This is a genomic window from Allobosea sp. GW821-FHT10B12, assembly GCF_059415545.1.
On the sequence record NZ_JBWKNL010000005.1, the window covers coordinates 58,418 to 83,471 of the forward strand.

General features: G+C 66.3%; 23 protein-coding genes. 13 read left to right on the forward strand and 10 right to left on the reverse strand.

Translation table 11 applies throughout. From position 1 onward, the window contains the following. Window positions 1–11: 11 nt before the first annotated feature. Window positions 12–1,232, reverse strand: coding sequence for an NAD(P)/FAD-dependent oxidoreductase (locus tag AC07O0_RS17930; RefSeq protein WP_494625048.1), 1,221 nt, complete (start codon window positions 1,230–1,232; stop codon window positions 12–14). A gap of 72 nt (window positions 1,233–1,304) precedes the next feature. Then, window positions 1,305–2,219: a LysR family transcriptional regulator gene (locus AC07O0_RS17935; protein ID WP_494625049.1), complete on the reverse strand. Its 915-nt coding sequence runs from the start codon at window positions 2,217–2,219 to the stop codon at window positions 1,305–1,307. A gap of 181 nt (window positions 2,220–2,400) precedes the next feature. Here AC07O0_RS17935 and amaB point away from each other — a divergent pair, with 181 nt between their 5' ends. The 4 genes from amaB (at window position 2,401) to AC07O0_RS17955 (ending at window position 8,142) form a co-directional block, all read left to right on the forward strand. Continuing rightward, a complete protein-coding gene (gene amaB / locus AC07O0_RS17940; RefSeq protein WP_494625050.1) occupies window positions 2,401–3,921 on the forward strand; it encodes an L-piperidine-6-carboxylate dehydrogenase in 1,521 nt (506 codons plus the stop codon). A gap of 22 nt (window positions 3,922–3,943) precedes the next feature. Continuing rightward, on the forward strand, window positions 3,944–5,161 hold the full coding sequence (locus tag AC07O0_RS17945; protein ID WP_494625051.1) for an acyl-CoA dehydrogenase: 1,218 nt from the start codon (window positions 3,944–3,946) through the stop codon (window positions 5,159–5,161). A 121-nt stretch (window positions 5,162–5,282) separates the two neighbouring features. Continuing rightward, window positions 5,283–6,473: a CaiB/BaiF CoA transferase family protein gene (locus AC07O0_RS17950; RefSeq protein ID WP_494625052.1), complete on the forward strand. Its 1,191-nt coding sequence runs from the start codon at window positions 5,283–5,285 to the stop codon at window positions 6,471–6,473. Beyond that, window positions 6,466–8,142 carry a thiamine pyrophosphate-binding protein gene (locus AC07O0_RS17955; RefSeq protein WP_494625053.1) on the forward strand — a complete coding sequence of 559 codons (1,677 nt, stop codon included), beginning with the start codon at window positions 6,466–6,468 and terminating at the stop codon, window positions 8,140–8,142. Before AC07O0_RS17950 ends, AC07O0_RS17955 begins: the two co-directional genes overlap by 8 nt. On the opposite strand, the gene AC07O0_RS17960 is transcribed toward AC07O0_RS17955, so the two are convergent. Both AC07O0_RS17960 and AC07O0_RS17965 read right to left on the reverse strand, forming a co-directional pair. Then, window positions 8,127–8,681 carry a cytochrome b gene (locus AC07O0_RS17960; protein ID WP_494625054.1) on the reverse strand — a complete coding sequence of 185 codons (555 nt, stop codon included), beginning with the start codon at window positions 8,679–8,681 and terminating at the stop codon, window positions 8,127–8,129. The genes AC07O0_RS17955 and AC07O0_RS17960 overlap by 16 nt on opposite strands. A gap of 40 nt (window positions 8,682–8,721) precedes the next feature. After that, complete coding sequence (locus AC07O0_RS17965) at window positions 8,722–9,288, reverse strand: YceI family protein (protein WP_494625055.1); 567 nt, start codon at window positions 9,286–9,288, stop codon at window positions 8,722–8,724. 248 nt (window positions 9,289–9,536) lie between these two features. Between AC07O0_RS17965 and AC07O0_RS17970 the strand changes: the two genes are divergently transcribed. After that, window positions 9,537–10,052 (forward strand): hypothetical protein, encoded by a 516-nt coding sequence (locus AC07O0_RS17970; RefSeq protein ID WP_494625056.1) that lies wholly within the window; start codon window positions 9,537–9,539, stop codon window positions 10,050–10,052. Here AC07O0_RS17970 and AC07O0_RS17975 read toward each other — a convergent pair. From AC07O0_RS17975 to AC07O0_RS17995, 5 genes are all read right to left on the reverse strand, one after another. Continuing rightward, complete coding sequence (locus tag AC07O0_RS17975) at window positions 10,046–10,762, reverse strand: SDR family NAD(P)-dependent oxidoreductase (protein WP_494625057.1); 717 nt, start codon at window positions 10,760–10,762, stop codon at window positions 10,046–10,048. The genes AC07O0_RS17970 and AC07O0_RS17975 overlap by 7 nt on opposite strands. Next, window positions 10,759–11,742, reverse strand: a complete 984-nt coding sequence (tal, locus tag AC07O0_RS17980; RefSeq protein WP_494625058.1) for a transaldolase — start codon at window positions 11,740–11,742, stop codon at window positions 10,759–10,761. Before tal ends, AC07O0_RS17975 begins: the two co-directional genes overlap by 4 nt. A gap of 128 nt (window positions 11,743–11,870) precedes the next feature. Next, complete coding sequence (locus tag AC07O0_RS17985) at window positions 11,871–12,707, reverse strand: carbohydrate ABC transporter permease (protein ID WP_494625059.1); 837 nt, start codon at window positions 12,705–12,707, stop codon at window positions 11,871–11,873. Then, window positions 12,707–13,579, reverse strand: a complete 873-nt coding sequence (locus AC07O0_RS17990) for a carbohydrate ABC transporter permease (protein ID WP_494625446.1) — start codon at window positions 13,577–13,579, stop codon at window positions 12,707–12,709. The genes AC07O0_RS17985 and AC07O0_RS17990 overlap by 1 nt, the downstream gene beginning before the upstream one ends. Before the next feature lie 118 nt (window positions 13,580–13,697). Continuing rightward, complete coding sequence (locus AC07O0_RS17995) at window positions 13,698–15,068, reverse strand: ABC transporter substrate-binding protein (RefSeq protein WP_494625447.1); 1,371 nt, start codon at window positions 15,066–15,068, stop codon at window positions 13,698–13,700. Between the two features lie 316 nt (window positions 15,069–15,384). Between AC07O0_RS17995 and AC07O0_RS18000 the strand changes: the two genes are divergently transcribed. From AC07O0_RS18000 to AC07O0_RS18010, 3 genes are all read left to right on the forward strand, one after another. Next, window positions 15,385–16,368 (forward strand): ABC transporter substrate-binding protein, encoded by a 984-nt coding sequence (locus tag AC07O0_RS18000; RefSeq protein ID WP_494625060.1) that lies wholly within the window; start codon window positions 15,385–15,387, stop codon window positions 16,366–16,368. 31 nt (window positions 16,369–16,399) lie between these two features. Next, the gene (locus tag AC07O0_RS18005) at window positions 16,400–18,145 is read left to right on the forward strand and encodes an ABC transporter permease (protein ID WP_494625061.1); all 1,746 of its coding nucleotides are present in this window, start codon (window positions 16,400–16,402) and stop codon (window positions 18,143–18,145) included. Window positions 18,146–18,336: 191 nt separating this feature from the next. Next, window positions 18,337–19,629, forward strand: a complete 1,293-nt coding sequence (locus AC07O0_RS18010; RefSeq protein WP_494625062.1) for a GGDEF domain-containing response regulator — start codon at window positions 18,337–18,339, stop codon at window positions 19,627–19,629. 13 nt (window positions 19,630–19,642) lie between these two features. On the opposite strand, the gene AC07O0_RS18015 is transcribed toward AC07O0_RS18010, so the two are convergent. After that, window positions 19,643–20,581 carry a LysR family transcriptional regulator gene (locus AC07O0_RS18015; RefSeq protein WP_494625063.1) on the reverse strand — a complete coding sequence of 313 codons (939 nt, stop codon included), beginning with the start codon at window positions 20,579–20,581 and terminating at the stop codon, window positions 19,643–19,645. A gap of 121 nt (window positions 20,582–20,702) precedes the next feature. Here AC07O0_RS18015 and AC07O0_RS18020 point away from each other — a divergent pair, with 121 nt between their 5' ends. From AC07O0_RS18020 to mmsB, 5 genes are read left to right on the forward strand one after another with little or no spacing between them, the layout of a single operon-like run. Beyond that, complete coding sequence (locus AC07O0_RS18020; protein WP_494625064.1) at window positions 20,703–22,199, forward strand: CoA-acylating methylmalonate-semialdehyde dehydrogenase; 1,497 nt, start codon at window positions 20,703–20,705, stop codon at window positions 22,197–22,199. Window positions 22,200–22,251: 52 nt separating this feature from the next. Continuing rightward, complete coding sequence (locus AC07O0_RS18025; protein ID WP_494625065.1) at window positions 22,252–22,488, forward strand: hypothetical protein; 237 nt, start codon at window positions 22,252–22,254, stop codon at window positions 22,486–22,488. Next, window positions 22,485–22,904, forward strand: coding sequence for a type II toxin-antitoxin system VapC family toxin (locus tag AC07O0_RS18030; protein WP_494625066.1), 420 nt, complete (start codon window positions 22,485–22,487; stop codon window positions 22,902–22,904). The genes AC07O0_RS18025 and AC07O0_RS18030 overlap by 4 nt, the downstream gene beginning before the upstream one ends. Continuing rightward, complete coding sequence (locus AC07O0_RS18035; protein ID WP_494625067.1) at window positions 22,901–24,055, forward strand: isobutyryl-CoA dehydrogenase; 1,155 nt, start codon at window positions 22,901–22,903, stop codon at window positions 24,053–24,055. The genes AC07O0_RS18030 and AC07O0_RS18035 overlap by 4 nt, the downstream gene beginning before the upstream one ends. A gap of 12 nt (window positions 24,056–24,067) precedes the next feature. Next, window positions 24,068–25,054, forward strand: a complete 987-nt coding sequence (mmsB, locus tag AC07O0_RS18040) for a 3-hydroxyisobutyrate dehydrogenase (protein WP_494625448.1) — start codon at window positions 24,068–24,070, stop codon at window positions 25,052–25,054.

The window sequence follows — 25,054 nt, forward strand, 5'->3', positions numbered from 1 at the left end:
CGCACTCCCCTTCAGATGATGTTCGCCTCTCGCAGCGGCTTGCCTGCGACGATCCGCTCATGGCCGAGATCGGCGAGATCGAGCGAGAGGTAACGGCCGTTGACGATGTGCTCGGCGAGGCCGCGGCCGACCGCCGGCGATTGCTGCAGGCCGTGGCCGGAGAAGCCGTTGGCGAGATAGAGATTGGGCACGCCGACCGCCGGCCCGAGGATGGCGTTGCCGTCGAGGCCGTTCATGTCATAGGGGCCGGCCCAGGCGCGGCCGGGCTTGATCGCCTCGAAGGCGGGCACGCGATGGGCGAGCGGCGCCCAGACATATTCCTCGAAGAAGGACCAGTCGACATCCTCGACATCGGCATCGGTCTCGACCCATTCGCGATCGAGCTCGGCCGGCGGCGAGGAGCCGCAGATGAACATCTGCCCATCCGAGCCCCGCTTGCCTTCCGGGCGGACATAGGCGCCGGAGGTGTCGATCAGCAGCGGGCAGTTCTCGACCTCGCCCTTGCAGGTGAAACTATAGACATAGCGCTTCATCGACTTGACGGGGATGGCGACACCGGCGGTCGCGGCGAGCTTGGCGCCATGCGTGCCAGAGGCGTTGACCGCAGCGGCGCAAGCGATACGGCTGCCATCGGCCAACTCGACGCCGGTGACACGGCCGCCTTCGACGACGTAGCCGGCGACCTCACCCTGGCGATATTCGACGCCGAGCGCGCGCGCCTTCTTGCGGAAGGCCTGCAGCAGGGCCCAGCCGTCGAACCAGCCCTCGCCGCTGACGCCATAGGTGCCGCAGAGGAGATCAGAGGTATTTAGCCAGCTGAATTTGCTGCGCAGCATTTCTGCAGCATAAAGCGCGACGTCGGCGCCTTCCTGCTGCTGAAGCGCTTGATTCTGCTGAAGAACGCTACGCCCTTCATCACCGGCGACATAGAGATAGCCGCCCTCGTGCAGGTCGATCGACGGCGCCTCACCATCGACCGAGAGGTGCTGGCCGATATTGCGCAAAAACTCGATGCCGAAGAGCGAGACGCGGATGTTCACGGCGCTGGAGAATTGCTGGCGGATCGAGGCGGCCGAGAGCGCCGAGGCCGAGAGCCGATAGGTTGGATCCTTCTCGACGACGATCACCTTGCCCTTGAAGCCGGGATCGCTGGCGAGGTGATAGGCGACGGAGGAGCCGATCGCGGCGCCCCCCACGATGACGATGTCGGCCGAGCCTGTAGCGGAAGACATGAGTGACCTGCGCAAGCGATGGTTCGTGATCTCAGCGCATGAATGACGCCTCAACCAGCGCTTGTCGAGAGGCTAGCTCGTCTCTCCGCATTCGCCGAGCAGCCAATCGCGGAAGGCGATCACGGCCGGCAGGCTCGCCTTGGCTTCGGGATAGACGAGGTAGTAGCCCTCGGGCCCGCGCACCGGCCGGTCGACGGGAATGACGAGGGCGCCCGAACGCAATTCCTCCTCGATCAGGAAGCGCGGCACGATGGCGACGCCGAGCCCCGCCACCGCCGCCTGCGCCACCATGGCGAACTGCTCGAAGCGCGGGCCCATCAGCGCCCGCTCCGGCGGCAGGCCCTGCTGCTCCAGCCAATTGGCCCAGGCGCGCGGGCGGGTCGATTGCTGCAGCAAGGGCTGGCGCAGCAGGTCGGCCGCCTCGCGGATGCCGGCCCGCGTGACCAGCGCCGGCGCCGCAACCGGCACGACTTCCTCGCCCATCAGCCGATGCAGTCGCGCGCCGGGCCAGACCGGGTGGCCGAAATGGATGGCCGCATCCGCCTCGTCATGGGCGAAATCGAAGGGCACGAGCTTGGTCGAGAAATTGATGGTGACACCGGGATGTGCCTCGGTGAACCGCGGCAGGCGCGGGATCAGCCAGCGCGTGCCGAAGGTCGGCAGGATGGCGAGATGGAGCAGGCCGGCGCCGCCCCGGAAGGCCATGGCAGACAGTGTCGCTGCAGCAAGCCGCGAGAGTCCGTCACGCACCTCGGCGGCATAGGCGCCGCCAGCCGGCGTCAGGCTGACGCGCTTCTTCACCCGCTCGAACAGCTTCAGGCCGAGATTCTGCTCCAGCAGCGCGATCTGGCGGCTGACCGCCCCTTGCGTCAGGTTGAGCTCCTCGGCGGCGCGGGTGAAGCTGCCATGGCGCGCCGCTGCCTCGAAGGCGGCAAGCGCCGAGAGCGAGGGTACGGACAGGCGGCCGGGAACGATCTCCGAGTTCATGATCTCATCTCATCAAGTCGTGAGAACATATCGATTGCGGAGAGCGACCGGAAGAGGGCATTGTGCAGCCGAACTGGCAGGCTTCCGGCAAGCCGCCATCCCTGGATGGACCGGCATCCGGGTTCATTTGCGTTGCTGATGCTGCGCGATGGCCCGATGGCGGCAGGAGCATAGGCGAACCATGACGACCTCCCTTCCGAACGACGCCCTCGCCTTGCTGAAGCGCCTCGGCGTGACCGACAGCGCCTATGCCGGCGCCGGCCTCTCCGCCCGTTCGCCGATCACCGGCGAGACGGTCGCGACGCTGCGCGAGACTTCGCCGGCGGAAGCCGAGGCCGCGATCGGCCGGGCCCAGTCTGCATTTCTCGCCTGGCGCAAGGTACCGGCGCCGCGGCGCGGCGAGTTCGTCCGCCTGCTCGGTGAAGAATTGCGCACGCACAAGGCCGATCTCGGCCTGCTGGTGACGCTGGAAGCCGGCAAGGTCACCTCCGAGGGCCTCGGCGAGGTCCAGGAGATGATCGACATCTGCGACTTCGCCGTCGGCCTGTCACGCCAGCTCTATGGCCTGACCATCGCGACGGAGCGGCCGAACCATCGCATGATGGAGACTTGGCATCCGCTCGGCGTCTGCGGCGTGATCTCGGCCTTCAACTTCCCGGTCGCGGTCTGGTCTTGGAATGCTGCGCTCGCCTTCGTCTGCGGTGACAGCGTCGTCTGGAAGCCCTCCGAGAAGACCCCGCTGACCGCGCTCGCCGTGCAGGCCATCGTCGAGAAGACGATGAAGCGCTTCGGCCCCGAGGCGCCCGTCGGCCTCTCGGAGATCCTGATCGGCGGCCGCGAGATCGGCGACATCCTGGTGCAGGACCATCGCGTCCCCATCCTCTCCGCCACCGGCTCGACCCGGATGGGCAAGGAAGTCGGCCAGAAGCTCGCCGCGCGCTTCGCCCGCGCCATCCTCGAGCTCGGCGGCAACAATGCCGCGATCGTGGCGCCGTCGGCCGATCTCGACCTCGCTTTGCGCGGCATCGCCTTCGCGGCGATGGGCACCGCCGGCCAGCGCTGCACCACGTTGCGTCGCCTGATCGTGCATGAGAGCGTCTACGACCAGCTCGTGCCGAAGCTCGCCAAGGTCTACGGCTCCGTGAAGATCGGCGACCCGCGCGAGGCCGGCGTTCTGGTCGGGCCGCTGGTCGACGAGGCCGCCTATCAGGGCATGCAGAAGGCGCTGTCCGAGGCCAAGGCCGAGGGCGGCAAGGTCCATGGCGGCGAGAAGGTCGATGTCGGCTCAGGCGGCTTCTATGTCCGCCCGGCCCTGGTCGAGATGCCCAGCCAGTGCGGCCCGGTCGAGCGCGAGACCTTCGCGCCGATCCTCTATGTGATGAAGTACAAGTCGGTCGAGGAAGCGATCGCCATTCAGAACGCGGTCGGCGCCGGCCTGTCCTCGTCGATCTTCACGCTCAACATGCGCGAGGCCGAGCTGTTCGTCTCCGACGAAGGCTCGGACTGCGGCATCGCCAACGTCAATATCGGCCCGTCCGGGGCCGAGATCGGCGGCGCCTTCGGTGGCGAGAAGGAGACGGGCGGCGGTCGCGAGGCCGGCTCGGATGCCTGGAAGGCCTATATGCGCCGCGCCACCAATACGCTGAACTACGGCACCACGCTGCCGCTGGCGCAGGGCGTCAGCTTCGACGTCGACGCCTGACAAGAAATCGAGGGAGAGCATCATGGCCGAAGCCGCGCGCAAGACCGCTCATAGCCACAAGCTGGCTGAGTTCAACTGGGAAGATCCGTTCCTGATCGACGAGCAGCTCTCCGAGGACGAGCGGCTGATCCGCGACACGGCCCGCCAATACGCTCAGGAAAAGCTGCAGCCGCGCGTCGCCGAGGCCTATCTCGAGGAGAAGACCGAGCGCGGCATCTTCAACGAGATGGGCGAGCTCGGCCTGCTCGGCGTGACGGTCCCGGAAGAATATGGCTGCGCCGGCGCCAACTACGTCTCCTATGGCCTCGTCGCCCGCGAGGTCGAGCGCGTCGACTCCGGCTATCGCTCAATGATGTCGGTGCAGTCCTCGCTGGTGATGTACCCGATCTACGCCTATGGCGACGAGAACCAGCGCAAGAAGTACCTGCCCAAGCTCGGCTCGGGCGAATGGGTCGGCTGCTTCGGCCTGACCGAGCCGGATGCCGGCTCCGATCCGGCCGGGATGAAGACCCGGGCCGAGAAGGTCGCCGACGGCTACAAGCTGACGGGATCGAAGATGTGGATCTCGAACTCGCCGATCGCCGATGTCTTCGTCATCTGGGCCAAGTCGGCCGCGCATGACAACCAGATCCGCGGCTTCATCCTCGAAAAGGGCATGAAGGGTCTCTCCGCGCCGAAGGTCGGCGGCAAGCTCAGCTTGCGCGCCTCGATCACCGGCGAAGTCGTCATGGACGGCGTGATCGTGCCGGAAGAGAACCTCTTGCCGAACGTCTCGGGACTGAAGGGCCCGTTCGGCTGCCTCAACCGCGCCCGCTACGGCATCTCCTGGGGCGCGATGGGCGCCGCCGAAGACTGCTTCCACCGCGCCCGCCAATACGGGCTCGACCGCAAGCAGTTCAACAAGCCGCTGGCCCAGACGCAGCTCTACCAGAAGAAGCTCGCCGACATGGTCACCGAGATCACCCTCGGTTTGCAGGGCTCGCTCCGGGTCGGCCGCCTGCTCGACGAAGGCAAGATGGCGCCGGAGATGATCTCGCTCGTCAAGCGCAACAATTGCGGCAAGGCGCTCGACATCGCCCGCCAGGCCCGCGACATGCACGGCGGCAACGGCATCTCGATCGAGTACCATGTCATGCGCCATGCGGCGAACCTCGAGACGGTCAACACCTATGAGGGCACGCACGACGTCCATGCGCTGATCCTCGGCCGGGCCGTCACCGGGCTGCAGGCGTTCTTCTGATCCTCCCTCTCGGGTCGTCCCGGGCGAGCGCAGCTCGACCCGGGACCCATGCCTGAACCGTTCCGGCATGGGTCCCGGCTCTCCGCTTCGCTGCGGCCGGGACGACGGCGTGGATTCGCATATGACTTCAGCCCCTCCCCTCGCCGGCCTGCGCGTTCTCGAACTGGCGCGCATCCTCGCAGGCCCCTGGATCGGCCAGCTCCTTGCCGATCTCGGCGCCGACGTCGTCAAGGTCGAGGCGCCCGAGGGCGACGACACCCGCAAATGGGGCCCACCCTTCGTCGAGGGCACTGGCGACGAACATCTCTCAGCCGCCTATTTCCACTCGGCCAATCGCGGCAAGCGCTCGATCACGGCCGATTTTCGTACGGCCGAGGGCCAGGCGCTGGTGCATCGCCTCGCGTCTCATGCCGATGTGGTGATCGAGAACTTCAAGGTCGGCGGGCTCGTCAAATACGGGCTCGACGCGGCGTCGATGCGCAAGGTCTATCCGCGGCTGATCTACTGCTCGGTCACCGGTTTCGGCCAGGACGGCCCCTATGCGCCGCGCGCTGGCTACGACTTCCTGGTCCAGGGCATGGGCGGGCCGATGTCGGTCACCGGCGAACCGCAGGGCGCACCGATGAAGGCGGGCTATGCCGTCGCCGACATCTATACCGGCCTCTACGCCACGACCGGCATCCTCGCCGCATTGCGCCGGCGCGATGCGACCGGTGAAGGCGCTGTCCTCGACATGGCGCTGCTCGATGCGCAGGTCGCCGTGCTCGGCAACCAGGCGATGAACTATCTCACTTCCGGCAAGGCGCCGCAGCGCCTCGGCAACGCCCATCCCAACATCGTGCCCTATGACGTCTTTCCGGTGGCGGACGGGCACATCATCATCGCCACCGGCAATGACGGGCAGTGGCGCAAGCTCTGCGAAGCCGTCGGCGATGCCGGCTTCGCGGCTGAGCCCGACTATATCGACAACCGCTCGCGCGTCGCCAACCGCGTCGCGTTGACTGCGCGCCTCAACGCACTGACCAGCCGCTTTGCCAAGCTCGACCTGCTGGCAAAACTGGAGGCCGTCGGCGTGCCGGCGGGCCCGATCAACACGATCGAGGAGGTCTTCGCCGACCCGCAGGTCAAGGCCCGCGGCGTACGCGTCGACCTCGAGAATCCGGCGGCCAGGGCCGGCTCGACCCCGACCGTCGCCTCGCCGATCGTGCTCGACGGTGTCAGGCAGGTCGCGGGCCGGCCGAGCCCACGCCTTGGCGAACACGCCGACGAGATCCTGAACGACCCGGCCTGGGGAGGGCCGCACAATGGCTGAGCGCACTGGCGGGCAGATCCTCGTCGACCAACTCCTGATCCACGGCGCGACCGACGCCTTCTGCGTGCCGGGCGAGAGCTATCTTGCCGTGCTCGATGCGCTGCACGACGCCGAGATGAAGGTCACCATCTGCCGGGCCGAGGGCGGCGCGGCGATGATGGCGGAGGCCGCCGGCAAGCTCACCGGCAAGCCCGGCATCTGCTTCGTGACGCGCGGCCCCGGCGCGACCAATGCCTCGCCCGGCATCCATATCGCCGACCAAGACTCGACGCCGATGATCCTGTTCGTGGGCCAGATCGAGCGCGGCATGCGCGAGCGCGAGGCCTTCCAGGAGCTCGACTACCGCGCCGTCTTCGGCACGATGACGAAATGGGCGACCGAGATCGACGATGCTGCGCGCATCCCCGAGATCATCAGCCGCGCCTTCCATGTCGCCACCGCCGGCCGCCCCGGCCCGGTGGTGATCGCGCTGCCCGAGGATGTGCTGACCGACCTCGCCGACGTGCCGGACGCAGCGCCCTATCAGGTCACCGAGACGCATCCCTCGCTTCTGCAGACGATCGACCTGCAGAAGCGGCTCTGGGCGGCGAAGGCGCCGATCGCCATCCTCGGCGGTTCGCGCTGGGACCCACAGGCGATCGCGCGCTTCCAGCGCTTCGCCGAGCGCTTCGACCTGCCGGTCGCGGTCTCGTTCCGCCGACAGATGGTCTTCCCGGCCCACCATGCAAACTTCGCCGGCGATCTCGGCATCGGCCCCAATCCGAAGCTGCTGAAGCGCATCCAGGACAGCGACCTCGTGCTGCTGGTCGGTGGGCGCCTGTCGGAAATGCCGAGCCAGTCCTACACGCTATTCGGCATTCCCAATCCGGGCCGGCCGCTGGTGCATGTCCATCCCGATCCGGAAGAGCTCGGCCGCGTCTACCGGCCGGAGCTGGCGATCAACGCCTCGCCGACCGCCTTCTGCGCAGCGCTCGAGACGGTGCATCCGCCGCAGGTGATCCCGTGGGCCGGTGCGGCGGCGGAAGCCCATGACGCCTATCTCGCCTGGAGCGAGCAGCCGGCACCGGTGCCTGGCAAGTTCCATCCCGGCGAGATGGTGACCTGGCTGCGCCGCAACATCCCGGCCGACGCGATCCTATGCAACGGTGCAGGCAATTACGCGACCTGGGTGCATCGCTTCCACCGCTTCACCAAGTTCGCGACGCAGCTCGCGCCGACCTCGGGCTCGATGGGCTATGGCGTGCCGGCCGCGATCGGGGCCAAGCGTCTCTTTCCGGACCGGACGGTGATCGCCTTCGCCGGCGATGGCTGCTTCCTGATGAACGGCCAGGATTTCGCGACGGCGGTGCAATACGACTTGCCGGTGATCGTCATCGTCGTCGACAACGGCATGTACGGCACGATCCGCATGCACCAAGAGAAGCACTATCCCGGCCGGGTCTCGGCGACGACGCTGAAGAACCCCGACTTCGCCGCCTATGCCAAGGCCTTCGGCGGCCATGGCGAGCGGGTCGAGACGACCGAGGAATTCGCGCCGGCCTTCGAGCGCGCGCTGAGCAGCGGCAAGCCGGCGATCATCCATTGCCTGCTCGATCCCGAGGCGATCACGCCGGCGAAGTCGCTCTCGACCATCCGCGCCGAGGCGCTGGCCTCTCAAGGCAAGGGCTGATCGCGGCCAAACCAGATCCGGCGCATCAGCCCGTCCTTCAGCACGAACTGATGGAACAGGGCCGCGCCGGCATGGATCGCTGCGAGCGTGGCCAGCGTGGTGAAGAGCGCCTCGTGCAGGCGCAGCATCGCCTCGTAGATCGCCTTGTCCGGGCTGATCGGATGCGGCACGGCGATCCAGCCATAGAGCAGCGTCGGGATCTGGATCGGCGCGGCCGAGACCATCAGCAGGCCGGTCAGCGGCAGCGCGAGCAGGCAAAGATAGAGCCCGGCCCGGACACTTGCCGCAACGAACGCCTGCCAAGCAGGTATGGCGAGCGACTGCGGCTCCGGCAAGGCCAGCCGCAACGCAAGGCGCAGGAAGACGAGCGCCGCGACGCTGAGCCCGATGGATTTGTGCCATTGGTAGAGCGGGAAGCGGCTGATCAGGTCGCGCGTCTCGTCGCGCATCACTTGTGCGAGCCCGAACTGCACGAGGATCAGCACCAGCGTCAGCCAGTGCAGGGCGATGATCAGGGGATGCCAGCGTCTCGGACGCATCGCCAAAATCCCAGGTCGTCATCTGTCAAGAACGCGCTGTTCAGCGCAGAACCTCGCCGCGAATCGAAAGGTCGACCTGATCGTCGACGACGTTGACGTCGCGCCCGATATCGAAGGCGTTGCGCGAGAAGGCGGTGGTCGCGCGGAAAGCCAGTCGCTCGCCGGAGCGTAAGCCCGCCGGGTCGCGCTCGGCGACCGCACTGACATTCACCCGCTGCGTGATGGCGCGGATCGTCAACCGGCCACGGATGACGAGGCTGCGTTCGTCGACGCGGTTGATCTGTTCGGACACGAACGTCGCCGTCGGATAGCGGCCGACATCGAGCATGCTTTCGCCCTTGATGAAGCCATCGACCAGTGTCGTGCCGGTGCGGAGCGAGGCAGTCCCGATCGTCATCCTGACACGACTGCGCTCGGGACGCTCGAAATCGAGCGAGATCGCGCCATCGACACGGTCGAAGATGCCCGAAGCTGTCGGTACGCCGAAGCGCTTGGCCGTGAAGGAGACCTCGCTCGCTCCTTGCCGAAGCGAGCCCGGCGCTTGTCCGGAAGCCGCCGTCGCAAGCGCAGCAGACAGGAATAGTGCGAGGAGCGAACGGATCGCCATGACAGCCCGCCCGGTCTGCTTGGACGAGAACGGATGTTTAGACCCGCACCGCAAGGCCCGCCAGAGCGCGCGCGCAATCGTGTTCGCCGTAGCCGGATGCGGCCCGGCGCAATGGTGATGCAACGGAGATATCGAACTTTCCCGCTTGTGCCTCGTTTGAGAGGAGCGGGCGCCTGCTCCAGTCGATTGCGGCGCTGACGCGAACAAGCGCGACGCAACCGGGCAATGCACGAACAGGAGGTTCGGCCATGACACGACGGATAATCCTGGCGATTGGCATTGCCGGCAGCTTCGGCCTCGCCATGGCTTCGCCGGCGCAAGCTGCGGGCTTCCTCGACGACCTCACCCGGGCGATCTTCGGCAATCCGACGCCACCGGCCGCGATCGGCATTCCCGACAGTCCGGCGATCAAGCCGAAGCCCGGCAAGCCGCGCCAGGTGAACACGAAGCCCGCGGAACCGGCGGCCAAGCTCGACCCGGCCAGCGACAGCTATTGGTATCTGCGCGACCCTACGCTGCGGAAGGGCGACATCGTCGTCACCCGCAACGGCGTGGTCGTCTTCGACGGTCAGCGCGCGTCGGGCCATGCGAGCAGCGACTTCACCGCGCTCGAAGACACCAAGCGCCTGCCGAAGGCTCAGCAGCAGACACTCGAAGCGGCGGCAGCGCGCGGACGGGCCTATTTCACGCCGTCGGCCACCGCCCCTGTCGTCCCTGTGATGGAGACGAAGGTCGACCCCAACGCCACCGCGCAGGCTCAGTAAGTCGCGCGGCCGCCTGACAGGTCGAAGACGGCGCCGGTCGAGAAGCTGCATTTCTCGCTGGCGAGCCAGGCGACCAGCTCGGCCAGTTCGTCGACCGTGCCGAGCCGCTTCAGCGGGCTCTTGCCGATCATGGTTGAAACCGTCTCGGCGCTCATCTGCTGCAGCAATTCGGTTTCGATCGCAGCCGGCGCCACTGCATTGACCAAAATGCCGGTGCCCGCGAGTTCCTTGCCATGGGCCTTGGTCAGCGCGATCACGCCGGCCTTGGCGGCGCTGTAGGCCGAGAGCGTCGGCGTGCCCTCCTTGCCGGCGAGCGAGGCGATGTTGACGATGCGGCCATGACCGTGCGGCACCATTGCTGTCGCAATCGCGCGCGAGCACAGGAAGGTACCGGTCAGGTTGACGGCCTGGATCATCTGCCATTGCGCCAGCGGCGTCTCGGCAACCGTCGTGGACGGGCCAGTCAGACCGGCGTTGTTGATCAGGACGGCTATCGGCCCATGCTCGCGCTCGGTTCTATCAAGCGCCGCAGCGACCTGCGCCTCGTCCGTGACATCGCAGGCGACGAAGGCGTGGCCGCCCTCGCCTTCCCCGAGATCCCAGACGACCGGGACGAAGCCATCCTGCGCCAGCCGTTCGCAGACGGCGCGGCCGATGCCCCTGGCGCCGCCGGTGACGACGGCGACCTTCGCCGAAACCGCAGCGCTCACGCCGCCTTGGCCTCGTCGAGCTTGGCGGCGACGAGCTTGCGCAGGCTGCGCAGGTCCTTGACGAAGCCGCGAATGCCCTCGGCGAGCTTCTCGGTCGCCATCGCGTCCTCATTCATGGTGAAGCGGAAGGCCTTCTCGTCGAGCGTGATCCTCTTTGCCCCTCCGGGGGCCGCGACCTGCGGCGAGGCGGCCGGCGACAATTTGCGCGGCAGATCACCAGTGGCGGCAGCCAACTCGTCAAGCAGGCCGGGGCCGATCGTCAAGCGATCGCAACCGGCCAGTTCCTCGATCTCGCCGGTGTTGCGGAAGGACGCTCCCATGACAACCGTCTTGATCCCGAACGCCTTGTAATAGGCGTAGATGCTCTTCACCGAGACGACGCCGGGGTCGGTCTCCGCCGTGTAGGGGCCGCCGCCGGCCTTGACGTGCCAGTCGAGAATGCGGCCGACGAAGGGCGAGATCAGGAACGCCTTGGCATCCGCCGCCGCGATGGCCTGTGGCATGGCGAAGAGCAGGGTCAGATTGCAGTCGATGCCTTCGCCTTGCAGCACGCGGGCGGCCTGCAGGCCCTCCCAGGTCGAGGCGATCTTGATCAGGATCCGCTCGCGCCCAACGCCGCGCTCCTTGTAGGCGGCGATGATGGCGCGGGCCTTGTCGAGGGTCGCCGCCGTGTCGAACGAAAGGTCAGCATCGACCTCGGTCGAGACCCGGCCCGGGACGATCTTGGCCAACTCTGTGCCGAAGGTGACGGCGAGCCGGTCACAGACCGCCTCGACCGCGCCGGCGCCACCCTGGCGCTTGCCCCAGGCGATCGCCTCCTCGACGAGGCCAGCATAGGCGGGCGTCTCCACCGCTTTCAGCAGCAGCGTCGGATTGGTGGTGCAGTCGACCGGCTTGAGGCGGCGCACGGCCTCGATGTCGCCGGTGTCGGCGACGACGGTGGTCATGGCGCGAAGCTGGTCGAGCTTTGAGGCGGTCATCACGTCATCCGTAAATGTTGTTGCGGCGTCCAACGCCAATATGCGGCGTACCGGCCGTCATTGCGAGCGAAAGCGAAGCAGCCCGGCTCTGCATCAGCGCCAGCCGGGTCACTTCATCGATGCTTTCGTCAGCTCTTCACCGCCCCGGCGGTCAGGCCGGAGACCATGTTCTTGCGGAAGCCGTAATAGATCACCGCCGGCGGGATGGCGTAGATCAGGCCCGCCGTCATCAGGAGGTTCCAGGGCGCATCGTCGGCCGAGAGGAAGAGGCCGAGCCCGACGGCGAGCGGCACCGCCTTTTCGCTGGAGAGCAGCAGGAACGCATAGAGATACTCGTTCCAGGCGAGCAGCAGCGCGTAGATGCCGATCACCACCATGGAAGGCTTCATCAGCGGCAGATAGACCAGCCGGAAGAGCTGCAGCGAGTTGGCGCCGTCCATGATCGCAGCTTCGTCGAGCTCCTTGGGCAGCTTGTCCGAGGCCTGCTTCAGCACCCAGATCGCATAGGGCGAAGCCAATGCCACCATGGCGAGGATCAGCGCGACGCGGGTGTTGAGCAGTCCGAAGGTGCCCATCGCCTTGTACATGGGGATGGCGAGGAAGGCGGCCGGGATCAGATAGGTCGCCAGGGCGAAGTTCATGATCGAGCGGCCGCCCGGCGCCTTCAGCCGCGAGATGGCGAAGGCGGCGCAGGTCGCGATGAACAGCGTGAGCAGTCCGGTCGCGATCGCGATCAGGAAGCTGTTGAACAGCTGCAACCAGAAGTTGTTGAGATAGTAGTGCTGCTGGTTGAAGACGATCTGGAAGTTCTGCAGCGTCGGCTTGTCCGGCCAGAGCTTGCCGGCGAGCATCGATTCCTGCGTCGAGATCGACAGCACAAAGAGGTGGTAGATCGGCAGCAGCGTCCAGATCAGGACGGGAATGGCGATCAGGATCAGCTTGCCCTCGTCGAGAACCTTTTTCATCACTCGGCTCCCTTCGACAGACGCTTCACCATGAACCAGACCATAGGCAGGATCAGCGGCATGGCGCAGATGATCGAGGCGATGCCGAGGTCGAGATTGTTGTTGCGCATATAGCGAATGCCGAGCGTCGCCAGCACGTGGTTAAGGTCGCCCGGGCCACCGCCGGTGAGCAGGTAGACGCTGTTGAAGTCGCCGAGCGTCCAGATCATCGAGAGCAAGGTCGAGGTGACATAGAGCGTCGCCAGCGAGGGCCAGGTGATGAAGCGGAACTGCTGCCATCTGTTGGCGCCGTCAACGCTGGCGGCCTCATAGAGGTCCTGCGCGATGGCGAGCCGGCCGGTAACCAGGATCAGGGTCCAGAACGGCAGCGATTTCCAGATGTGGACGAGGATCGAGCAGGCGAAGGCGAGCGTCGGGTCGGTCAGCCAGCCCGGCCCCTCGACGATGCCGAACCACTGGAAGAGCTGCTGGTTGATCATGCCGTTCTCCGGGTTGAGCATGACCCGGAAGGACAGGATGGTCGGGATCGAGGGCACCGCCCAGGGCAGGATGAACAGCACCAGGATGATGCGCACCCAGGCGCGCTGCTGCACGAAGAAACCCGACAGGAACAGCGCGATGATGAACTTCAGGTTCACCGCGATGAACAGGAAGACGACGGTGTTGACCAGCGTGCGGACGAAGATCGGATCGGCGAACAGCGCCTTGTAGGACTGCCAGTTGAGGCCGAGCCAAAGGCCGTAGGCGACGGGATAGACCACCATCACCGCGAAGACGAGGATATAGGGCGCGAGCATGATCACGCCCCACAGGGCGCGGTCGCGCGTCTGTCCGGAGGTCGCGCTGCTCGGAATCGTGGTGGGGGGCGCCATCGTTGCGGCCGTCATGTTCTTATCTCCCTCGCTACACCCCGCCGGTCGAGACGGGCCGGCATCCCGCGGCGAAGCTTGCCGCGGGATGCGCTTCTTGTCGGCTCAGGCGATACCGGCGTCAGCCGGCGATCTGCTTGATGCGGGCGATCATCTCGTCGACGGCCTGCTCCGGCGTGACCTTGTCGACCAGAACGCGGTTGACCGCCTTGGCCCAGACGTTCTCGGCATTCACCGTGGTGAACTTGTAGTTATAGACGAACTGGAACGGCACGGTGCCGTCCGTGTACTGCTTGTAGACGATCTTGCGGTGCGGATCCGCGCCCGTCCAGAACTCGGCCTTAGCGGCTTCGACCGTGGTCGGGAACCAGCGGCCGACCGAGCCCTCGACGAAGGGACGCAGGTTCTCGTCCTTCATCATGAAGGCCATGAACTCCTTGCCGCGCTTCTTGTTCTTGCCATCGGCGAAGACGACCGCCGTCTTGACCGCGGCGAGGTTGGTCATCGGCGAACCGTCCGGCTTGTTCGGGAATTCGGCCGTGCGGATGTTGTCGTAATAGTTCTTCTTGGCCTGGTCGCGCTGTTCCTGCGTCAGGGCCTGGTTGTTCATGTCGTCGAGGTGCTTGGCCGCGATCGAGATCGTGGCGTTGTGGGTCAGCACCGTCGTGCGGTTGTGGAAGGCGACGTTGTTGTCGGGGTCGAGCCAGTTGACCGAGGACGGCGGAGTGCAGCCGCGCTGGGAGATGTTGGAATAGTCCTTCACCGCCTTGACCATCGCCGCCTTGTTGGCCGGCTCGTCGAGCACGATCTTGCCGTTCTCGTCGACGACCTTGGCGTTGTGCGCATTGGCGAAGGTCAGGAAGGAGTAGAAGGTGTCGGAGGCGGCAACGCCCATCGGGTGGCCGACGGCGTAGATGCGCTTGCCCTTGGAGCGCAGCGCGCCCTGGACCTTGTCGCACCAGAAATCCCAATAGCCGTCCCAACCCTTCGGGATGTCGCTTTCCTTGAAGCCGGCCTCTTCCAGCATGTCCTTCCAGTAGGTGATGTGCATCATCTGCTGCTGGACCGGGAAGGCGTAGTAGGCCTTCTTCTTGGTCTTGTCGTTCATCAGCAGGGTCGTCGCCAGCGCCTGCGGCTGGATCTGCGCCTTCAGCGGCTCGAGCACGTCGCTGACATCTTCGAGCTTGCCCTCGAAGGCCCACTGGCCGGTGGTGCGGAAATCATAGGTGGTGCAGAAGCCGACATCCGGCGGCGTGCCGGCCTGGACCGCGCCGACCGACTTGGTGACGCAGTCCTCGGTGGCGTAGAGGGAGAGATCGACCTTGACGCCCGTGGCCTTCTGGAACTTGTCTACGACGGACAGCAGCGCGTCGTCCTCGCCCTTGTAGAAGCCCTTGGTGAACCAGACCGTCACCGTCTCCTGCGCGAGCGCAGCTCCGGACCATCCGGCGGCGATGGCTGCCAAGGCTGCGCCGGCAGCCAGAGAGCGCATGGATTTCATCGAAACCTCCCATTTAAAACGTTTAGATTGGGCTTTTTTCGCCGCCTCCTCATAAACACTAGTCGATGAGCCATGCAACTCACAAGCGGCAGGGCTGCGTAGATTTCATGCAGAGTTCGCCGGGAGTTTTCACCGCTCCCCCTCTGCCCACGCCCGGCGGATCAGCTTTGACGGCGCGGCGCAGCCGCGTCAAAGAGAAGCTGTCACGGATGTGTCATCGACACGGCTTACCCCGCGCCGCACGACCCCATGTCCTGATGCTCGCGATGCCCTTGCGGCTTCGTGGCAAATTCAATCGGAGTTTCCCATGCGCGCCCTCGCAACCGCCATCCTTGCGCTCGGCCTGGCCCTGCCGGCGATCGACGCCGCCGGCGCGGTCGAAGGCAAGCTCGTGCTCTATACCAGCCAGCCCAACACCGACGCCCAGCAGACGATCGACGCCTTCAAGGCGAAGTATCCCAAGGTCGAGATCAGCTTTGTCCGCGACGGCACGCCGCGCGTGATGGCCAAGCTGCGGGCCGAGATCGAGGCCGGCGCGCCGCAGGCCGACGTGCTGCTGATCGCCGATGCGGTGACCATGGAAGGCCTGAAGAAGGAAGGCCGCCTGCTCGCCCACGACAAGGCCGATGTCTCGGCTTTCCCGGCCGGCGTGCATGATCCGGCCAAGATGTGGTTCGCGACCAAGCTGATCACCACCGGCATCGTCTACAACACCAAGGCCGCGCTGAAACCGGAGAGCTGGCTCGACCTCGCCAAGCCGGAGGTCAAGAACCAGCTCGCCATGCCGAGCCCGCTGAACTCGGGCGCGGCGATGATCCACACGATCACCCTGACCGGCAACCTGCCGGGTGGCTGGAGCTTCTACGAGGAACTGAAGAAGAACGGCACGCTCGCCGCCGGCGCCAATGGCGACATCCTGCGCCAGGTCGCCACCGGCGAGAAGCTCTACGGCATGATCGTCGACTTCATGCCGATCCGCGAGAAGGCCAAGGGCGCGCCGGTCGAGTTCGTCTTCCCGAAGGAGGGCGTCTCGGCGGTGAGCGAGCCGGTCGCGATCCTGAAGAGCAGCAAGAACCCGGAAGCCGCCAAGGCCCTGGTCGATTTCCTGATCTCGAAGGACGGTCAGGAACTCGCCCTGAAGCAGGGCTATGTCTCGGCTCACCCAGACGTCGCCCTGCCGGCCGGCTATCCGGCGCGCGGCGCGATCAAGCTGATGCTGTTCGACGCCGCCAAGGCGCTGGCCGACGAGCCGGCCGCCCGCAAGCGCTTCAGCGCGATCTTCGAAGGCTGAGTTCCGACAGGCCAGCATCGGCGCCGACGCGATGACGCTCGCAGCCCCCGCAGAACTCCGGCAGACCGGCATCCGGCCGGTCCTGCCGAAGTTCGCCTTGCCGACAGGCCTTGGCCTGCCGGCATTGGTGCTGCTGTGCGCCACGCTGTTCGGCGCCCTGCCCTTCCTGCGCCTGCTCGCTGCCGCCTTTGCACCGGGCTGGCAGTTCGCACCTGAGGGTGCGCTGGCGGAGATCACCAGCCGCGCCGCGGTCAACGCGACCCTGCACACCTTCGAGACGGCCGGCCTTTCGGCTTTCGGCGCGCTCCTGATCGGCGGGACGGCGGCGATCCTGCTCGCAGTCACCGATGTCCGCGGCAAGCGTCCGCTCGCCTTCGCGCTGGTCTTCTCGATGATGATCGCGCCGCAGGTGGCGGCGCTGGCTTTCCTCAGCCTGTTCGCGCCGAACTCGGCCCTGCTCGGCATGGTCGGGCTCGCGCCGGCGCCGGGCACGCCCAATCCGCTGCTCGGGCGCGGTGGCATCATCCTGGTGATGGCGCTGCATCATGCGCCGCTGGTGGCGATCACGCTCTGGACCGGTTTGCGCAGCGTGCCGCAGGCGCTGGTCGAGGCGGCACAGATGGAAGGCGCGGCTCCCGCCACCATCGTCGGGCGCATCCTGCTGCCGGTGCTGCGGCCGCAGATCATCGCCGCGGCGCTGCTCGCCTTCGTCGCCGGCATCGGCAATTTCGGCATCCCGGCCCTGCTCGGCCTGCCGGTCAACTACCTCACCCTGCCGACGCTGATCTATCGCCGGCTGTCGAGCTTCGGCCCGGCCGGCTTGCCGGATGCGGCGGCTCTCTCGCTGCTGGTCGCGCTCGTCGCCAGCCTCGGCATCATCGCCGGCCTGATCGCGACGCGCCGCGGCGGCGGCAAGGTCGAGATCGAGCGGCCGCTGCAGCCGTTCTGGCAGCTCGGCATCGCACGCCCCTTCGTCGCTGCCGGCCTCTGGCTGCTGATCGCGCTCAAGCTCGGCCTGCCGCTGCTGGCGCTGATCGGCGAGGCGCTGACGCCGGCGCTCGGCGTCGCGCTCACCTGGCAGAATCTCACCTTCGACAAGTTCGCGGAGGTGCTGCTGCGGCAGGACGTGACGGTGCGCGCCTTCCGCAACTCCTTCCTGTTCGCCGGCTCAGCCGCGGTGCTGCTGGCGCTCCTCTCGATCGCCTTCGCCTATGGCCTCGAACGGCGCATGGGCAAGCTCCGGCGCGTCGTCGATGTGGTGATCGAACTGCCCTACGCCCTGCCCGGCGTCGTGCTCGCCATCGCCTGCATCCTGATGTTCCTGAAGCCGCTGCCGCTGATCGGCGTCAGCATCTACGCCACGCCCTTCATCATCCTGTTCGCGTATATGGCGCGCTTCCTGCCGCTGGCGCTGAAGGCGCCGGTCGCGGCGATGGCGCAGATCGAGGCGCATCACGAGGAAGCCGCCAAGCTCGACGGCGTGACGCTCTGGCAGATGCTGCGCTTCATCGTAGCGCCGATCCTCGCACCGGCCGCCGCGGTCAGCGGGCTGATGGTCTTCCTCGTCGCCTTCAACGAGCTCACTGTCTCGGCCCTGCTCTGGTCCTCCGGCACCGAGACGCTCGGCGTCGTGCTGTTCAGCCTGAAGGAGGCCGGGCTCGCCGGCGAAGCCGCCGCAGTGGCGATCAGCGCCTGCGCGGTGATCCTTGCGGTAATGCTCGGACTCGACGCACTCGGCCGCAAGCTGCCGGCCAACATCCTGCCCTGGCGGATCTGAGCGGCGATCTCGCCGCCAGCGCAGCAGCCCTTAGCAAGCGTGCAGAGCGAGAGACATAGTTAAGCCGAAATTAACGTAACGGCAGGATGGTCGCCTCATAGAGTTCGTCTTTCGTTGCAAAGCAGAGCTCATTACCGGCCGCGCGGCAGGGCGGCACCGACTGGGGACCAGTGAGCTCGATGGCTTACCGCATGCAGAACCGTCGCCAGAGCGAGCCGATTCCCAAGGAGATGAAGATCCTTCTCGTCGAGGATTCGCGGACCTACGCGATGGCACTGTCGCGCCGCCTCGAAGCCGAGCTTCAGCTGCCGATCGTCGTCTGCCAGTCGCTCAACGAACTGCACGAGGTCGTCACCGAGGACCGCGCCGCCTACACCATGGCCGTGGTCGACCTGAACTTGCCGGACGCGCCGCGGGGCGAGGCGATCGACTTCACCGTGCAGCGCGGCATCCCGACCATCGTCCATACCGGCACCTACGATCTCGAGACGCGCAACCGGATCATGGAGCGCGACGTGATCGACTATGTCCCCAAGGACAGCGCCTTCACGCTCGAGACCGTGGTCGCAACCGCCAAGCGCGCGCTCGCCAACCGAGGGACCCGCATTCTGGTCGTCGACGACGTCACGGCGACCCGCAGGCTGCTCGGCCATATGCTCAAGGTGCAGCAGTACGAGGTGGTCGAGGCCGGCTCGGGAGCCGAGGCGCTGTCCCTGCTGGAGGCGAACCCCGATCTTCGGCTGGTGGTGAGCGACTACTACATGCCGGACATGGACGGATACGAGCTGACGCGGCGCATCCGGCGGCAATTCGGTTCCAATCGAATGCGCGTGATCGGGGTCTCCTCCTCGAGCGATCGGATGGTCTCGGTCGGCTTCCTCAAGGCGGGGGCGAACGACTTCATCTCCATGCCGTTCATTCCGGAAGAGCTGCAATGCCGGATCGCCAGCAATGTCGAGACGCTGGAGCAGATCGAGCAGCTGCACAATCTCGCTTCGCGCGACGCGCTGACGGGCCTGTTCAACCGCCGTCACTTCTTCGCCAACGCCGGCCGCCTGGTCGAGGAGGCGAGCGCCAAAGGGCTCGCCAGCACGATCGCCATCCTCGACATCGACGACTTCAAGCAGCTGAACGACAGCTACGGCCATGATTTCGGCGATCAGGCGCTGGCGAAGGTGGCGCGCTATCTAGCCCAGTCAGTCGAGGGTAACGGCCACCTGCTCGCCCGCATCGGCGGCGAGGAATTCGCCATCCTGTTCCCCGGCCTCGACACTAAGGCGGCGCTGCGCCTGAGCGATCATATCCGCCTCGACATCTCGCATGAGACGCTGCTCGTCGATGACCGGCAGATCACGTTCACAGTCTCGATCGGGATTGCCGGAATCGACGGGAAAGGCAGCTTCGATCAGCATCTGATCGCCGCCGACCGCGCGCTCTACGCAGCCAAGCATGAGGGGCGCAACTGCGTCCGCGTCGCCGCCTGAACGGGCGGAGCCTTTAGCCTGCCGCGGCCAGACGCGGGCCTCCGGCCGCCGGCAGTTCACCCATCAGCAGCGCACGGTGGGCCTTCGACTCGCGCACGATGAAGTCGACGACCGCCCGGACCCGGGCAACGTCCTTGAGATCGGCGTGGACGAGCAGCCAGAAGGAGCGGGTGATCGAGACGCTATCGGGCAGCACGGGGACGAGCCGGGGCTCGTCGACCGCCATGAAATGGTGGATGACACCGATGCCGGCGCCAGCCGCGACCGCATTCATCTGCGCCAGCACGCTCGAACTCTGGATCTGCGCGCGCAGGCCCTTGGCGACCTCGTCGAGATAGTCGAGCTCGGGGGTGAAGATCAGGTCGTCGATATAGCCGACGACGCGATGGTTGAAGAGGTCCTCGGCAGCGGTGATCGGCGGCATGGCGTCGAGATAGTCCTGCGAGGCGTAGAGGCCGAGCCGGTAGTCGCAGAGCTTGCGGGCGACGACCTTGCCCTCCTTGGGCGGGGCCAGCGTAATCGCGACATCGGCCTCGCGCTTCGACAGCGAAAGCAGGCGCGGCATGGCGATGAGCTGCAGCTCGAGCCCCGGATAGGCCTTGGCGAAGCCGGCGAAGCGCGGCGCCAGGAAGGTCGAGCCGAAGCCGTCGGGCGCGCCGATCCGGACCGTGCCGGAGAGCGCCATGTCGGCGCCGCCGATCTCGCTCTGGATCGCCAGCGCCTCGGTCTCCATGCTCTCGGCCTTGGCCAGAAGCTGCTCGCCATGACCGGTCAGCGCATAGCCCTGCGGGCGCCGCTCGAACAGCTTCGCCTTGAGCGATTCCTCTAGCGAGGTGATGCGGCGCGAGACGGTGGCGTGATCGGCGCCAAGCCGGCGTGCAGCGGCGGTGAGCCGGCCCGAACGGGCAACGGCGAGAAAGAAACGCAGGTCGTCCCAGTCGAACCGTTCCATGGCGCTCCTCCCGTATCTGTGTTTTTGCACGACGCCGGCCGATATCTGCCTATAGCCGTGCACAAACGATAATGATAGGGGTAGCTCAAATCAGCGTCACACGACTTTAGGGGAGGACGCCATGCGTCAGATCGGTCACTTCATCGGCGGCAAGCACGTCGCGGGCACCTCCGGCCGCACGGCCGATGTCTACCAGCCGATGGACGGCTCGGTGATCGGCAAGGTCGCCCTCGCCTCGCAGCAGGAATTGCGCTCCGCGGTCGAGAATGCGCTCGAAGCCCAGCCGAAATGGGCGGCGGTCAATCCGCAGCGCCGCGCCCGCGTGCTGATGAAGTTCCTCGACCTGATCGCGCAGAACAATGACGAGCTCGCCGAGCTGCTCGCCCGCGAGCACGGCAAGACCATTCCCGACGCCAAGGGCGACATCCAGCGCGGCGTCGAGGTCGTCGAGTTCTCGCTCGGCGTGCCTAACCTGATGAAGGGCGAATTCACCGACGGCGCCGGCCCGGGCATCGACATCTATTCGCTGCGCCAGCCGCTCGGCGTCGTCGCCGGCATCACCCCGTTCAACTTCCCGGCGATGATCCCGCTCTGGAAGCTCGGCCCCGCCATCGCCTGCGGCAACGCCTTCATCCTGAAGCCGTCCGAGCGTGACCCCGGCGTGCCGATGCGCCTGGCCGAGCTGTTCATCGAAGCGGGCGGCCCTCCCGGCATCCTCAACGTCGTCAACGGCGACAAGGAAGCGGTCGACGCTATCCTCGACGACCATGACATCAAGGCCGTCGGCTTCGTCGGCTCGACCCCGATTGCCGAGTACATCTACGCCCGCGGCTGCGCCAACGGTAAGCGGGTGCAGTGCTTCGGTGGCGCCAAGAACCACATGATCATCATGCCCGACGCCGACATGGACCAGGCGGTCGATGCGCTGATCGGCGCCGGCTACGGTTCGGCCGGCGAGCGCTGCATGGCGATCTCGGTCGCGGTGCCCGTCGGCAAGGCCACCGCCGACGAGCTGGTCAAGCGGCTCATTCCCCGCGTCGAGAGCCTGAAGATCGGCCCCTCGACCGACACCTCGGCCGATTACGGCCCGGTCGTCACCAAAGCGGCGATGGAGAAGATCAAGTCCTATGTCGACATCGGCATCGGCGAAGGCGCCAAGCTCGTCGTCGACGGCCGCGACTTCAAGATGCAGGGCTACGAGAACGGCTTCTATGTCGGCGGCTGCCTGTTCGACAACGTCACCAAGGACATGCGCATCTACAAGGAGGAGATCTTCGGACCTGTCCTCTCCGTGCTGCGCACCGAGAGCTATGACGAGGCGCTGAAGCTGACCAACGACCACGAGTACGGCAACGGCACCGCGATCTACACCCGCGACGGCGACGCTGCCCGCGACTTCGCCTCGAAGGTGCAGGTCGGCATGGTCGGCATCAACGTGCCGATCCCGGTTCCGCTGGCCTACTACACCTTCGGCGGCTGGAAGCGCTCCGTGTTCGGCGACCTCAACCAGCACGGCCCGGACTCGATCCGCTTCTACACCAAGACCAAGACGGTGACGGCGCGTTGGCCGTCTGGCATCAAGGACGGTGCGAGCTTCGTCATCCCGACGATGGGTTGAGGGGCAGCACCCTCGATGATATCAGTGATGATATCGACGAGGGAGTTGAACCATGGGTCAGTTCGTCGTCCGCAGCATCGAAGATCACGTGATCGCCGGGCTGAAGGTCAAGGCGCGCCTTGCGGGCGTTCCGTTCGAGGCCTTCGTCCGCGACACTCTGCGAGCGGCCGCGCCACTCTCCGGCAGCGAGAAAATCTCGCTGATCGAAGAGTTCAGGCGCCAATATGGCCCGATCAAGCCAGCGACGCCGCCGGAAGATATCCTTCGCGACGAGCGCGAAGGACGATGATCGTCATCGATGCGAGCGCGGCCCTGCGCTGGTTCATTCCAGCGTCCACGACCGCATCGACCTATCCACTACCGGCAACGGACCAGCCGCTCGTCGCCCCCGATCTCTTCCTCGCGGAAGTACGGAACACGGCGCTGGTCCATATCCGCAAGAAGGAGCTCGATCGCGAGCAGGCCATGGCAATGGTCGCGACGATCGACAAGATCATGGCAGGCTATTTTCCAATGGCCGACATTACCGAGATGGCGTGGTCGATGGCCCTGGAATTCGACCACTCCGTCTATGATTGCTACTACATCGCCCTGGCCCGGCAGCTCGATACGGTGCTCGTTTCGGCCGACCAGCGCATGATCCGGAAATTCGCCTCGACTGCGATCGCCTCTAGGCTGATCCATAGCGCGGACTGGAAGCCATGAGCGCCTTCTCCCTCACCGAAGACCAGATCGCTATCCGCGACATGGCCCAGGGTTTCGCTGCCGAAACCCTGGCGCCGCACGCTGTGCGCTGGGACGAGGAAAAGCATTTCCCGGTCGAGGAAATGCGCCAGGCCGCCGCGCTCGGCATGGGCGGGGTCTATATCGCCGAGGATGTCGGCGGCTCCGGCCTGACCAGGCTCGACGCGACGCTGATCTTCGAGGCGCTCTCGACCGCCTGCCCGACGGTCGCCGCCTATATCTCGATCCACAATATGTGCGCCTGGATGATCGACCGCTACGGGTCGGACGAGCAGCGCCATAAGTTCCTGCCGAAGCTCTGCACCATGGAGCATCTGGCGAGCTATTGCCTGACCGAGCCGGGCGCCGGTTCCGACGCTGCCGCCTTGAAGACCAGGGCGGTGCTCGACGGCGACCATTACGTGCTCGACGGCCAGAAGCAGTTCATCTCCGGCGCCGGCGTCTCCGACGTCTATGTGGTGATGGTCCGCACCGGCGAGGCCGGTCCCTCCGGTATCTCGACCATCGTGGTCGAGAAAGATACACCCGGCCTCTCCTTCGGCGCCAATGAGAAGAAGATGGGCTGGAACGCCCAGCCAACGCGCGCCGTGATCTTCGAGAACTGCCGCGTGCCCGTCGCCAACCGGATCGGCCCGGAAGGCATCGGCTTCAAGATCGCCATGGCCGGGCTCGATGGTGGGCGGCTCAATATCGGCGCCTGCTCGATCGGCGGAGCGCAGGGCGCGCTCGACAAGGCGCTGGCCTATGCCCAGGAGCGCAAGGCCTTCGGCTCGCGCATCGCCGATTTCCAGGCGCTGCAATTCAAGCTCGCCGACATGGCGATCGAACTGGAAGCAGCCCGCACCTTCCTCTGGCGCGCCGCGGCGGCGCTCGACGAGAAGACGCCGGATGCAACCAAGCTCTGCGCCATGGCCAAGCGCGTCGCCACCGACACCGGCTTCGAGGTCGCCAACCAGGCACTGCAGATCCATGGCGGCTATGGCTATCTCGCCGATTACGGCATCGAGAAGATCGTCCGTGACCTGAGGGTCCACCAGATCCTGGAAGGGACCAACGAGGTGATGCGGATGATCGTGGCGCGCTCGCTGGTCGGGCGGGCCAAGGGAAATTGACGAGAAGCCGTCATTCTCGGGCGAAGCGAAGCGCAGACCCGAGAATCTCCTGAAAGAGATGCTCGGGTCAGGCCCGAGCATGACGCCAACGATAGCGGGAAGGACACGACCATGAGCACCATCGCCTTCATCGGGCTCGGCAATATGGGCGGGCCGATGGCCGGCAACCTGGTCAAGGCCGGGCACAAGGTCTCCGCCTTCGACCTCTCCCAGGCCTCGAAGGATGCGGCTGCCGCGCTCGGCGTCGGCATCGCCTCTTCGGCCAAGGAAGCGGTCGCTGAAGCCGAGATCGTCGTCACCATGCTGCCGGCCGGCAAGCATGTACTGGGCGTCTGGGCCGACATCCTCCCCGCGGTGAAGCCGGGCACGCTGCTGATCGACTCCTCGACCATCGATGTCGAGAGCGCCCGCAAGGCCCATGCGCTCGCCGCCGAGCGCGGCTGCCTCTCGCTCGACGCGCCGGTTTCCGGCGGCGTCGGCGGCGCCCAGGGCGCGACCCTGACCTTCATGGTCGGCGGCAGCGCGGACGCTTTCAAGCACGGCGAGCCGGTCCTGTCGGCGATGGGCAAGAAGGTCGTGCATTGCGGCGACGCCGGCAACGGCCAGGCGGCGAAGATCTGCAACAACATGATCCTCGGCATCTCGATGATCGGCGTCTCGGAAGCCTTCGTGCTGGCCGAGAAGCTCGGTCTGTCGCATCAGGCGCTGTTCGACGTCGCCTCGACCTCCTCGGGCCAGTGCTGGTCGCTGACGACCTATTGCCCGGTGCCGGGCCCGGTGCCGACCTCGCCGGCCAACAACGACTACAAGCCCGGCTTCGCCTCCGCGCTGATGCTGAAGGACCTTAAGCTCGCCCAGGAGGCGGCGCAGGCCGCCGGCGCCTCCACCCCGCTCGGCGCTGCGGCGGCGCAGGTTTACGGCATGCACAACGCCTGGGGCGAAGGCGGCACCGACTTCTCCGGCATCATCCACCTCCTGCGCGGGCGTGGGAAGGAGTGA

Excerpts from the sequence above, each read along its gene's own strand:
- AC07O0_RS17990 (WP_494625446.1), bottom strand. The coding sequence starts at position 13,579 with ATGGCGCCCCCCACCACGATTCCGAGCAGCGCGACCTCCGGACAGACG.
- AC07O0_RS18035 (WP_494625067.1), top strand. The coding sequence starts at position 22,901 with ATGAGCGCCTTCTCCCTCACCGAAGACCAGATCGCTATCCGCGACATG.
- AC07O0_RS18000 (WP_494625060.1), top strand. The coding sequence starts at position 15,385 with ATGCGCGCCCTCGCAACCGCCATCCTTGCGCTCGGCCTGGCCCTGCCG.
- AC07O0_RS18005 (WP_494625061.1), top strand. The coding sequence starts at position 16,400 with ATGACGCTCGCAGCCCCCGCAGAACTCCGGCAGACCGGCATCCGGCCG.
- AC07O0_RS18025 (WP_494625065.1), top strand. The coding sequence starts at position 22,252 with ATGGGTCAGTTCGTCGTCCGCAGCATCGAAGATCACGTGATCGCCGGG.
- AC07O0_RS18020 (WP_494625064.1), top strand. The coding sequence starts at position 20,703 with ATGCGTCAGATCGGTCACTTCATCGGCGGCAAGCACGTCGCGGGCACC.
- AC07O0_RS17935 (WP_494625049.1), bottom strand. The coding sequence starts at position 2,219 with ATGAACTCGGAGATCGTTCCCGGCCGCCTGTCCGTACCCTCGCTCTCG.
- AC07O0_RS18010 (WP_494625062.1), top strand. The coding sequence starts at position 18,337 with ATGCAGAACCGTCGCCAGAGCGAGCCGATTCCCAAGGAGATGAAGATC.
- AC07O0_RS17960 (WP_494625054.1), bottom strand. The coding sequence starts at position 8,681 with ATGCGTCCGAGACGCTGGCATCCCCTGATCATCGCCCTGCACTGGCTG.
- AC07O0_RS17995 (WP_494625447.1), bottom strand. The coding sequence starts at position 15,068 with ATGCGCTCTCTGGCTGCCGGCGCAGCCTTGGCAGCCATCGCCGCCGGA.
- AC07O0_RS17965 (WP_494625055.1), bottom strand. The coding sequence starts at position 9,288 with ATGGCGATCCGTTCGCTCCTCGCACTATTCCTGTCTGCTGCGCTTGCG.
- AC07O0_RS17950 (WP_494625052.1), top strand. The coding sequence starts at position 5,283 with ATGACTTCAGCCCCTCCCCTCGCCGGCCTGCGCGTTCTCGAACTGGCG.
- AC07O0_RS17930 (WP_494625048.1), bottom strand. The coding sequence starts at position 1,232 with ATGTCTTCCGCTACAGGCTCGGCCGACATCGTCATCGTGGGGGGCGCC.
- amaB (WP_494625050.1), top strand. The coding sequence starts at position 2,401 with ATGACGACCTCCCTTCCGAACGACGCCCTCGCCTTGCTGAAGCGCCTC.
- AC07O0_RS18015 (WP_494625063.1), bottom strand. The coding sequence starts at position 20,581 with ATGGAACGGTTCGACTGGGACGACCTGCGTTTCTTTCTCGCCGTTGCC.
- AC07O0_RS18030 (WP_494625066.1), top strand. The coding sequence starts at position 22,485 with ATGATCGTCATCGATGCGAGCGCGGCCCTGCGCTGGTTCATTCCAGCG.
- AC07O0_RS17945 (WP_494625051.1), top strand. The coding sequence starts at position 3,944 with ATGGCCGAAGCCGCGCGCAAGACCGCTCATAGCCACAAGCTGGCTGAG.
- AC07O0_RS17970 (WP_494625056.1), top strand. The coding sequence starts at position 9,537 with ATGACACGACGGATAATCCTGGCGATTGGCATTGCCGGCAGCTTCGGC.
- AC07O0_RS17985 (WP_494625059.1), bottom strand. The coding sequence starts at position 12,707 with ATGAAAAAGGTTCTCGACGAGGGCAAGCTGATCCTGATCGCCATTCCC.
- AC07O0_RS17955 (WP_494625053.1), top strand. The coding sequence starts at position 6,466 with ATGGCTGAGCGCACTGGCGGGCAGATCCTCGTCGACCAACTCCTGATC.
- tal (WP_494625058.1), bottom strand. The coding sequence starts at position 11,742 with ATGACCGCCTCAAAGCTCGACCAGCTTCGCGCCATGACCACCGTCGTC.